Below are 9,198 nucleotides of genomic sequence, written 5' to 3'. Positions count from 1 at the left end.
TGTCACTTAGATGAACCGGGGGAGCATTTGGATCTATAGAACCATGACAATCGCCGCAAGGTCTACCGGGGTCCGTCTTATCGAAGCCGAGTATGAGAGAAGCCAGATAGAGGAGCAGCGAGAAGAAAATGGCAAGAAGCAACGGAGAAAATATCTTCTGAATATCTTTTGATGATCCGTTCATGATGTGATTAATTCATGTGCGATTTCCATGTAGCATCAGAGATCATGGAGCGATGGACTCCAGATAATCCTTAACATGTCTGATATCAGAAATTAGTTTGGCCGCTTCCTCTCGTGCCCGCTCCCTGTCGTTCCCATCACCAAGATAGTAGAGGGTAGAATTGATCTTCATCTCCATGTCGATAACCGAGGCAGCTACCTTCTCCATTCTTTCTCTGATTTCCTCGAAAGCGTGATTCACTGCTTCCGCAACATCATGGAGTTGGTCCTTCTTCCTCAGTTTTATCTTCTTGGAGAGATTTCCCTTTTTTATCACTTCCAGATCCTTCTTGATACGGTAGCTCGCCCCTGCGATCTTATGCGTTAAAAAAATGAGGAAGGTGGCAACGATAGCAATACCCGCGATGTTGGCCATGATGAGCCAGGGAAGGAACATCTGTGACACGTACTTCAGCGTTGAGTGGGCCTTATACCATTCATTCTCGATCTCCCGATTTGCCATCAGGTAAAAGGCCCACGCCGTGATCAGGACTGCCAGCATGAAGAGAATGAGTATTCTGCTGAAAATCTCTGGTTGTGATGAATTGAGAAGGAAATATCTTCTTCTTGCCACTTTCTTATCTTTATCTGCCATGCTGCCTCCTCAGGAAATTAAGGAAGCTCATCGATCGTGAAGAGCATCCTTTTTTCTTCCTTTCGTGAATGTGAGAATAATAAAATTCCAAGAGAAAAGCAACCTATACATTTGCTCTCCTCACGGACAATGGGACACGCCATCCATATTCTCATGGAAGAGCACAGAATCCCTCTCGGGTTTGCAGAGGATCTCACGAAGGCGGCCAAGAAGATATTAGTGTGCAAACCAGATTGGCCATCGTTCCGCTGGGAACGAAAAGCCCGCTTCCTTCCCAAATAAACTCCGTGGCTATTTCTTTCATTATGACAGATATTTTCACGGCTCTTCAACCAGAAACAATCCTGGCAATCTTCTCGGGGATGGAAAAACTTCAAACAATTCGGGATGAAATTGTGATGACTTTATTTCAGTTCCAATACTTCTCTATATCCATTGATATCTAAAAATCCATGTCCGCTCACATTAAAGGCAATGACTTTTTCTTCACCCGAATCCTTGCACTTCAATGCTTCATCGATGGCGCAGGCAATGCTATAAGCGGATTCAGGAGCTGGAAGCCAGCCTTCCGTTTGCATAAATTCCATCGCCCTAGAAAAGACATACTTCTCATCAATGGGATAGGCAACGGTATCAATATATCCATGATGCCTCAACAAACTAATAATGGGAGAAGCACCATGGTATCGTAATCCATCGCCTTTGATGGGCTTAAATTCTGTTCGATGACCCAAGGTATACATTTTAAGTTTTGGCGTGATTTCCGCATAATCGGCAAAGTCATATTTATATTCCCCTGTTAAATTAGGGGAGGATTGACTCTGAGCCGCGATAAACTGAATCTTCTTCCCCTCGGTCAGAACATCACCAACAAAGGGCAGTACAAAACCACCGAAATTGCTCCCACCTCCCAGGCAAGAAACCATGATATGGGGATAGATTCCAATTTTTTTAAATTGCTTCTGCGTTTCCAAGCCGATTATACTCTGATGCATAAGCACATGATTGAGAACAGACCCTAAGCTATAAGCCACATCCGAGCCTTTTTGAGCTTCTTCCAAGCCTTCAGAAATGGCAATGGCCAAGGAACCAGGGTGCTGATGATTTTCTTCATAAAGTATCTTGCCCGCCTTTGTTTTATCACTGGGAGAAGCATGTACCTCGGCACCCATCATTTTCATAAGAGACCTTCTTTCCTTTTTCCAGTCATGAACTGCTCTCACCCAGAATACAGTGCATTCCAATCCTATGACAGCGCAAGCATAGGAGAGGGCTGTTCCCCACTGACCAGCTCCTGTTTCTGTCGTTAACCTTTTAATGCCCTGCTTCTTGGCATAATACGCTTGCGCTAATGCCGTATTGACCTTGTGACTCCCCGTTGGACTGAAAAACTCCCCTTTATAAAAAAGTTTTGCTGGCGTTTGAAGCTTCTTCTCCAGGTTAATAGCTCGAAACAAAGGCCGCGGCCTTCCCGCTTTAGCATAGATTTCAAGCAAATCCTCCGGAATATCAATCCACCTCTTATCAGAAAACTCTTGTTCCAGGCAAGGACCAATCATGAGATCGGGTAGATTCTTTATTTGCTCACCCTCAGGTGGAGGAAGAGGCTCCAAGTTTGTTGCCAGATCTGGCAGAATGTTGTACCACTTCTTCGGCATCTCTTCCGGCAAAAAATTAATCTGATTTTTCATTCTGTCCTCCTTGCAATTTTTCAAGCTCATCCCTTCGCACTAAACATTTAAATACTCAACAGGATTTCATTTCATAGGCACTTCTTTCTTCCTATTATTCGTCTGGAGTACATGATAAGCTTTTAATGAGTGAATAGTATATTTGAAAAGAAATTTTCAAACAAGATTAAAATATCATGAGGCTTTATACTGAGTCTTCATTCTCAACTCCATGATAAAAGCAACTTCTATATTTCAAAAATTAAGAATTATTACCAGAATTATCTTAAGAAGATTTTACAGGGTAATCATTCATATTATAAATTAAAAGCTCAATGAAAGGTTGGGCCTGTAGTATTTATTGCGTGAAATGCTATTTCTAGTGCTAAAGGTGCACAAAAAATGCAAAATGAATTTGCAAACTTTGCATTTAAAGAAAAATTGATAAATGGATATGAATATCAGTTATGTTCTTTTACCTCCTTTTATGTCGCCTGCCCTTGGATCGACTCGCATGTTGACAAGATTTTTCTCGTATAGTATAAGAAACTCGTTTTGATTCTTTGCCACTTATCGTTGGAGGCTCTGTGCACCGGATGAAAGCCGTTTCTGTTCAACCTTCCCAATCCTACATCGGTCCCATCGAGAATCCGACCGACAAGATAGATCCTGTCAATGAGTCGATTCTTCAAAAAGCCGTTCATCAGGCGGTTCGGAAGGTAGGGCTTTCCAAGAGAGCCTCATGCCATACCTTCCGCTACTCCTTTGCCACGCATCTCCTCGAGGACGGCTATGACATCCGAACGATACAGGAGCTTTTGGGACACAAGGACGTCAAGACGACGATGATTTACACCCATGTGCTGAATCGTGGAGGGAAGGGCGTTCGCAGCCCGATGGACAGTTTGTGAGGATTTCAAGGGCGGGGAATTATATAGAAACAATATAACACGCATAAGGATATCCAGGAAGGGTTGGATGAAGGTGTATTAGAAGGATATACGAAGATGAAGAAATCATAGACGGGCGTACTATATGGTTGGGATGTAGTACAAAGCTTAGTTCCAAAGAAACTATATAAGCACTAGTTAAACGTCCTTTACGAGAGAGGGAAACTAATCTGGAAAACGTTATTGCGATATTTATAGGGTACTTTTTCGCGACAGTTATAGCTCATCCATTTATTTGCTTAGTTTCTGCAAGACTCTGGAAAGATATCAACCGCATGCAGACAGGAAAAAGTACTTTGCGTCCCCGAGCTTGGCATGCGAGTATCACAGGTCTAGTTGAACGCGTTTTATATGTAGCATCTCTTCAAATGGGTCAATCGGCCTTTATTGGCATCTGGCTAGCGCTGAAAACAGTTGGGAATTGGAAGCGCTGGAGTCATGGTTATCCTGATGACAAGGAACCTCCAGAAGTTACAGGCCGTGAATTCCTGAATATTTTCCTTATTGGGAGTGCTTTATCAGTTGCTTATGCTATAGTTGGCTTTAAGCTTATACTTTGGATCAATAACCTGAATTTTCTCTATGCTTTTTTATTTCCGATAATTTTAATTGTTTGTACCTTGCTTCTTTATGCTTATATTTGCCAGAAAACTAAACATGACGTTTAACCAGGCGCTCCAGCGGGCCAGCCAGCCTGTCACGCTGCTTGCGGTGCAAGCACCGCGCCAGGCGCCGGCCGCTGAGCGCCACCGTTAGAAAGATATGTTCAATATTGGAATGCATGTTATATTTTGGTGGTGAGGTAATCTGATCTGCTAAGAATAAAATGGCCAGACTGGTGGAAATGGGAACTTGAATTTAGCCCACACCTTCTTAAACGAATGCTCGATCGAAGGTTTACTGAGGTAGAACTTCGCCACATGCTGGAACGGGCTTCAGGCTTTCAGAAAGATATTGTTGAAGGGCGCTGGGTGATTCATACTCGTCACCGTCGTAAACGCTGGCAAGTTATTGTAGAGCCCGATTACGAAATGAAATTGTTAGTTGTCATAACAGCTTATCCATTGGAGAATGATTAGGATGAATGAATCATACCTCGAAGTAACATTTAGGCACGGTCGTCCTGTGGCTGCATATTACTATCTCCCTCGGCGTCCTGGACAGAAAAGTTATAGGAGTCAACGCATCGAACCAGGGATGATATTGGATTACAGCAGAAGCGGTCAACTTATTGGAATTGAGATAACATCACCTACGAAAGTTACAGCCACTGCGCTAAATCGAATCCTTCGCGAACTTGGACTCCCTTTGATCAAGAAGGGAGATCTGGCGCCTTTGCTTGCTGCTTGAACTTGCAGTATAAATGAACTTTCTAACTATCTGCTCAAGCTGCCACCTGGGGTGTCACGGCTCTTGCGTGGCAACAGCCGCGCCGCTTCGCCGCAGCTTAGCGGTGCGTTATGCTTACGCTACACAATCAAAGACTAATTGACAATAGGCACACATTGTGACATATTTTGAATCGTGAAATATTTTGAATGGGATAACGAGAAAAATGAAAGATTAAAAGAAGAACGGGGAATCTCTTTTGAAGAGGTTGTCTTTCATATCGAACAAGGAGATATATTAGACATCTTGAAGCATCCGAACCAGGAGAAATATAAAGGGCAGCAAGTATTTGTCATCGATGTAGAAGGGTATGTCTATTCGGTACCATATCTTGAAATGGAGAACAAGGTAATTTTGAAGACAATTATTCCAAGTCGCAAGGCTACAAAGAAATATTTAGGAGGGGTGAAAAGCAATGGCTAAGTTAGATCCAGAAGAGAAAAGAATTCTTGAATCGGTTGAACGAGGAGAATGGAAGTCTGTCCCTCGTTTTAAAAGAGAGATGGAGCGCTTTCAGAAGTATGCAAAAGAGACTTTCAAGAAGGATCGGAGAATAAATATTAGGATATCGAACAAGGATTTGCTTGCAATTCAAAAACGAGCATTGGAAGAGGGTGTTCCTTACCAAACGTTGATTTCAAGCCTTCTTCATAAGTATGTTTCTGGTCGTTTAATTGAAAAAGGAAGCATAACTACTCGCTTAAGCTGATGGTCTTCGGCGTCATGCCGCTTGCGAGGCAAGCATCGTGCCGTTCGGATGGTGAGTATCCGAAGTTTTCACTCCATTTGACAAGATGAGCCAACCTATAGTAAATTAAAGCGTTACAAAAGATACGGGCCTGTAGCTCAGGTGGACAGAGCAGGAGATTCCTAATCTCCGTGTCGGGGGTTCAAGTCCTCTCAGGCCCACCATTCTTATTGAGGTAAGATTCATGGGAAAACATAGAATCACAAGAAAGCAGATGAAGAAGGATGAGTTTGTCTCTGCGGTCACGAGGGCCAGCATGTACGTTGAGGGGAACTGGAAACCCATTGCCTACGGAGCCGGGATCGTTGCCATTATCGCGATCCTGGCATATCTCATCGTCTTCTATTCTGGATACAGAGATGAAAGAGCATCGGAGATTTTCAATAAGGGTCTGCAGAAGCTTCACGCTCCTGTAAATCCTGGACCCGATGCTAAACTTCCGGCATCTGCCCTGAGATTCCCTACGGAAGAAGAGAAGAACAGGGAAGCCCTGAAAAGTTTCGATACAGTGGTCAACAGCTATGGTAGGAGCAAATCGGCATCGATAGCCCTGTATTACAGCGGTCTGTGCCATATGAACCTCGGGAACTATGATGAAGCGATTTCTCGATTGGAGAAATTCATCAAAAAGGAGACAGGCCTTCTCCTAATTGATCTTGCGAAATCCTCCCTGGCCAGATCTTACTTCTTGAAAAAGGACTTCGAAACCTCTGCAAGGATATGGAAAGAGCTTACAGAAGACAATCAAACGCTTTATCCGAAAGCCGATGCTCTTCTGAACCTCGCAAAGAGCATGGAATTCCAGGGAAAGGTATTGGAAGCTAAGGAGATCTATAGAAGGATAGCAATGGAATTCCCTGGAACAAGCAGCTACCAAGAAGCAGCAAACAAGCTGCAAAGTTAAGCTTTCTAATTTCGCAAGCATGCCTATTAGCCTTGCTCGCGATGAGCATGAGTGTTAGCAAAGAATAAGGGTCATTTAAATTGGCGAGCGAGACTGTAGCCGAGTTCTAAAGCTTGGCAATTTATCTCTTCAGTTCCTTTCGGAACCCTTTCCAAGACTGTCTTAGTGAGGGCTTCCTTCGATACGATCCCGCTCAGCTCGGCGATCACGCCGAGCGCAATGATGTTGCCCACCATCGGCTTCTTGAGCGTTTCTCTTGCCTCTCTCACCATCGGAAGGAAAACCGCATTTTCAGGTGCTTCTTTGAAATCCCATGAATCTACGATCAGCAGGCCGTTATCCTTCAGGTCCCCCCTGTACTTATCATAGGCCTCCTTGGTGAGGGCAAGGAGAAGGTCAAGCTTCATAGTCTTAGGGTAATATATCTCATAATCCGAGATGATGACATCGGAGCGACTTGCGCCACCTCTGGCTTCGGGACCGTAACTTTGAGTCTGGACAACATTCTTCCCATCGTGGATCCCGGCTGCTTCGCCCAGAATGACCCCCGCCAGAATAAGACCCTGGCCGCCAGAGCCAGATAGCCTTATTTCGTATCTGTCTTTCTTTTCTGTGCTCATTCCTGAATCCTCGATTTTTTTCGTTCAGCCGGATCGAACATCCTGTTATTCTAAAGTTCTTCGACCTCTTCGGTCCTTTTCTTGCTAAGATATTCCTCTTCTACCTTATCCATCTTCGCTTTCTTTTCTCTGGCTATCTGGATGATCTTATCATATTCTTCGCAGAATTCCGGTCTCACGATGTTCCATAGGACTCCTGTAGTGATGCGCCCCTGCAGTTTCTCCGGAGCGAGCTTCGAAGCCTGTGCGATAGGAATGGCCATTTCCTTGAAAATGTTGATCATATCTACTGGGGTTCCCTGCCTGTTCAATCGACCGTAAAGCGTGGGGCAATCAGCAAGGATCTCAACGAAGGAAAACCCTTTCTTCTGAAGGGCTTGAAGGATGAGCTTGTCCATCTGCACGGCATGGTAGACGGTTGTCCTTCCAACAAAGGTCGCGCCTGCAGCTTTCGCAAGCTCCGAAGGGTCAAATGGCGGTTCCAGGTTGCCGTAAGGGGCCGTCGTGGCGAACTTACCCTTCGGAGTGGTTGGGGAGTACTGTCCTCCAGTCATCCCATAGATGTAGTTGTTCACGAGGATCACCGTCAGGTTGACGTTCCGGCGGCAAGCATGGATGAAGTGATTTCCTCCTATGGCCAGTCCGTCGCCATCACCGGTCACGACGATGAGGTTGAGGTCGGGATTGCCGAGCTTAACACCCGTTGCGAAGGCGATGGCCCTACCATGTGTCGTATGCAGCGTGTTGAAATCAACATAGGTGGGCAGCCGACTCGAGCAACCGATTCCGGAAACTATAACAACTTCATCCTTTTTCCAGCCCATCTGATGGATCGCGCGGAGAAGCGATGACGTGATCATCCCATTCCCACAACCCGAGCACCAGACATGCGGCCACTTGGCATCATCCCTCAGGTATTGATAGATGATGTTTGTATGATCCGATTCCTGTATCTCTTTCATCTGATCTCCTCTGCCTTTGCAAGAATCTCTATGGGCGAGAGAATCTCTCCGTCGAATTTATTAACTCCCAGGATCTGTTTCCCATTCCTATTAATCCTTTCCACTTCAAGGATGATCTGCCCCATGTTCAGTTCAGGCACGATGATAGAATCAACATGAGTTAGAAGCTTGGAGACCTTCTCATCGGGAAAGGGCCATATGGTCTTGAGTGTGAGAAGCCCCAGCTTTTTTCCCTGCTTTCTTCCGATGAGGACGGCTTGTCGGGCGGCTCTTGCCACGATGCCATATGCAACAAAAGCGATCTCCGCATCGTCCAGCATCTCCTCTTCAAACTCCATCATGCTCTTCGCATCGGAATCGATCTTTCTTCTGAGTCTGCTAAGGAGGGCCGCCACTTCAGGAGGGTTGGAGGTGGGAAATCCATGAATGTCATGCGTAAGACCTGTAACATGGGTTCTGTAACCGCTTCCGAAAATGGGGAAGGGGTTGACCCCGGTTTCATTATTGCCATAAGGAATGAAATCATCCCGTGAAACCGTTGGCCTCGTCCTGTTGATGATCTCGACTTCGCTCTCATCCGGGATCTCGATCTTCTCTCTCATGTGTCCGAGCACTTCGTCGAGTAAGACTATGACCGGGGTTCTGTACTTTTCAGCAAGGTTGACCGCCCGGATCGTTTGATAGAGCGAATCTCTGACGGAGTTTGGCGCAACAGCTATGGCGGTATAATCGCCATGGGTGCCCCAGCGGGCCTGCATTGTATCTGATTGCGACACTTTCGTGGGGAGGCCTGTCGAAGGGCCACCGCGCTGCACGTTCACAATTACGATTGGAATCTCTGTGAAGTAAGCGTAACCGATGTTCTCTTGCATCAGGGAAAATCCCGGTCCAGACGTTGCGGTCATCGACTTCACGCCTGCTTCTGATGCACCGCAGATGGCGGCAACGCTCGCGATCTCATCTTCCATCTGGATGAAACGACCACCAAAAGCAGGAAGCTTTTTTGCCATTTCTTCTGCAATTTCCGTTGAGGGAGTGATAGGATACCCTGCAAAGAATCGGACGCCTGCAAGCAGAGCCCCCTCTGCACAGGCTTCATTTCCCTGAATGAAAACCAGATTTCTGTTTTTCATCGACG

The 9,198-nt window shown here is 45.5% G+C and carries 12 protein-coding genes, 1 tRNA gene and 1 pseudogene; 8 read left to right on the top strand and 6 right to left on the bottom strand.

The features are described 5' to 3' along the window. The 3 genes from AB1756_09220 to AB1756_09210 all read right to left on the bottom strand — a co-directional run. The coding region (locus AB1756_09220) for a hypothetical protein (GenBank protein ID MEW5807508.1) at positions 1–184 on the bottom strand (184 nt) is incomplete at its 3' end. A gap of 42 nt (positions 185–226) precedes the next feature. Further along, positions 227–817, bottom strand: a complete 591-nt coding sequence (locus AB1756_09215) for a hypothetical protein (GenBank protein MEW5807507.1) — start codon at positions 815–817, stop codon at positions 227–229. Between the two features lie 404 nt (positions 818–1,221). Beyond that, positions 1,222–2,508: a TrpB-like pyridoxal phosphate-dependent enzyme gene (locus tag AB1756_09210; GenBank protein ID MEW5807506.1), complete on the bottom strand. Its 1,287-nt coding sequence runs from the start codon at positions 2,506–2,508 to the stop codon at positions 1,222–1,224. 650 nt (positions 2,509–3,158) lie between these two features. Here AB1756_09210 and AB1756_09205 point away from each other — a divergent pair. The 8 genes and pseudogenes from AB1756_09205 to AB1756_09170 all read left to right on the top strand — a co-directional run bounded on the left by AB1756_09205 (position 3,159) and on the right by AB1756_09170 (position 6,478). Beyond that, positions 3,159–3,398, top strand: a pseudogene (locus AB1756_09205) (tyrosine-type recombinase/integrase). 314 nt (positions 3,399–3,712) lie between these two features. Beyond that, entirely contained in the window at positions 3,713–4,105 is a 393-nt protein-coding gene (locus AB1756_09200; GenBank protein MEW5807505.1) for a hypothetical protein, read from the top strand. Positions 4,106–4,249: 144 nt separating this feature from the next. Continuing rightward, complete coding sequence (locus AB1756_09195; protein ID MEW5807504.1) at positions 4,250–4,516, top strand: DUF4258 domain-containing protein; 267 nt, start codon at positions 4,250–4,252, stop codon at positions 4,514–4,516. Continuing rightward, positions 4,509–4,787, top strand: a complete 279-nt coding sequence (locus AB1756_09190) for a DUF2283 domain-containing protein (GenBank protein ID MEW5807503.1) — start codon at positions 4,509–4,511, stop codon at positions 4,785–4,787. The genes AB1756_09195 and AB1756_09190 overlap by 8 nt, the downstream gene beginning before the upstream one ends. 174 nt (positions 4,788–4,961) lie before the next feature. Beyond that, positions 4,962–5,249, top strand: a complete 288-nt coding sequence (locus tag AB1756_09185; protein ID MEW5807502.1) for a BrnT family toxin — start codon at positions 4,962–4,964, stop codon at positions 5,247–5,249. Beyond that, positions 5,242–5,535 carry an antitoxin gene (locus tag AB1756_09180; protein MEW5807501.1) on the top strand — a complete coding sequence of 98 codons (294 nt, stop codon included), beginning with the start codon at positions 5,242–5,244 and terminating at the stop codon, positions 5,533–5,535. Before AB1756_09185 ends, AB1756_09180 begins: the two co-directional genes overlap by 8 nt. A 126-nt stretch (positions 5,536–5,661) precedes the next feature. Further along, positions 5,662–5,738 (top strand) — tRNA-Arg (locus AB1756_09175). 20 nt (positions 5,739–5,758) lie between these two features. Continuing rightward, complete coding sequence (locus tag AB1756_09170) at positions 5,759–6,478, top strand: tetratricopeptide repeat protein (GenBank protein ID MEW5807500.1); 720 nt, start codon at positions 5,759–5,761, stop codon at positions 6,476–6,478. Positions 6,479–6,549: 71 nt separating this feature from the next. On the opposite strand, the gene AB1756_09165 is transcribed toward AB1756_09170, so the two are convergent. Genes AB1756_09165 through AB1756_09155 form a run of 3 tightly spaced genes read right to left on the bottom strand, consistent with a single transcriptional unit; the run spans position 6,550 to position 9,193 of the window. After that, positions 6,550–7,098 (bottom strand): 2-oxoacid:acceptor oxidoreductase family protein, encoded by a 549-nt coding sequence (locus tag AB1756_09165; GenBank protein MEW5807499.1) that lies wholly within the window; start codon positions 7,096–7,098, stop codon positions 6,550–6,552. Positions 7,099–7,148: 50 nt separating this feature from the next. Next, positions 7,149–8,060 (bottom strand): 2-oxoacid:ferredoxin oxidoreductase subunit beta, encoded by a 912-nt coding sequence (locus AB1756_09160; protein MEW5807498.1) that lies wholly within the window; start codon positions 8,058–8,060, stop codon positions 7,149–7,151. Then, on the bottom strand, positions 8,057–9,193 hold the full coding sequence (locus AB1756_09155) for a 2-oxoacid:acceptor oxidoreductase subunit alpha (protein MEW5807497.1): 1,137 nt from the start codon (positions 9,191–9,193) through the stop codon (positions 8,057–8,059). The genes AB1756_09160 and AB1756_09155 overlap by 4 nt, the downstream gene beginning before the upstream one ends. Positions 9,194–9,198: the final 5 nt, after the last annotated feature.

The sequence above is a fragment of the Acidobacteriota bacterium genome (assembly GCA_040752675.1).
Taxonomy (GTDB): domain Bacteria; phylum Acidobacteriota; class Polarisedimenticolia; order JBFMGF01; family JBFMGF01; genus JBFMGF01.
Note: the sequence above shows the minus strand (reverse complement) of the source record. Positions and strands in the feature narration are given on the sequence as shown.

Bases quoted from the DNA above. Each gene is read 5' to 3' on its own strand.
- AB1756_09160 (MEW5807498.1), bottom strand. From the start codon at position 8,060: ATGAAAGAGATACAGGAATCGGATCATACAAACATCATCTATCAATAC.
- AB1756_09210 (MEW5807506.1), bottom strand. From the start codon at position 2,508: ATGAAAAATCAGATTAATTTTTTGCCGGAAGAGATGCCGAAGAAGTGG.
- AB1756_09165 (MEW5807499.1), bottom strand. From the start codon at position 7,098: ATGAGCACAGAAAAGAAAGACAGATACGAAATAAGGCTATCTGGCTCT.
- AB1756_09180 (MEW5807501.1), top strand. From the start codon at position 5,242: ATGGCTAAGTTAGATCCAGAAGAGAAAAGAATTCTTGAATCGGTTGAA.
- AB1756_09155 (MEW5807497.1), bottom strand. From the start codon at position 9,193: ATGAAAAACAGAAATCTGGTTTTCATTCAGGGAAATGAAGCCTGTGCA.
- AB1756_09215 (MEW5807507.1), bottom strand. From the start codon at position 817: ATGGCAGATAAAGATAAGAAAGTGGCAAGAAGAAGATATTTCCTTCTC.
- AB1756_09170 (MEW5807500.1), top strand. From the start codon at position 5,759: ATGGGAAAACATAGAATCACAAGAAAGCAGATGAAGAAGGATGAGTTT.
- AB1756_09200 (MEW5807505.1), top strand. From the start codon at position 3,713: ATGCAGACAGGAAAAAGTACTTTGCGTCCCCGAGCTTGGCATGCGAGT.
- AB1756_09190 (MEW5807503.1), top strand. From the start codon at position 4,509: ATGATTAGGATGAATGAATCATACCTCGAAGTAACATTTAGGCACGGT.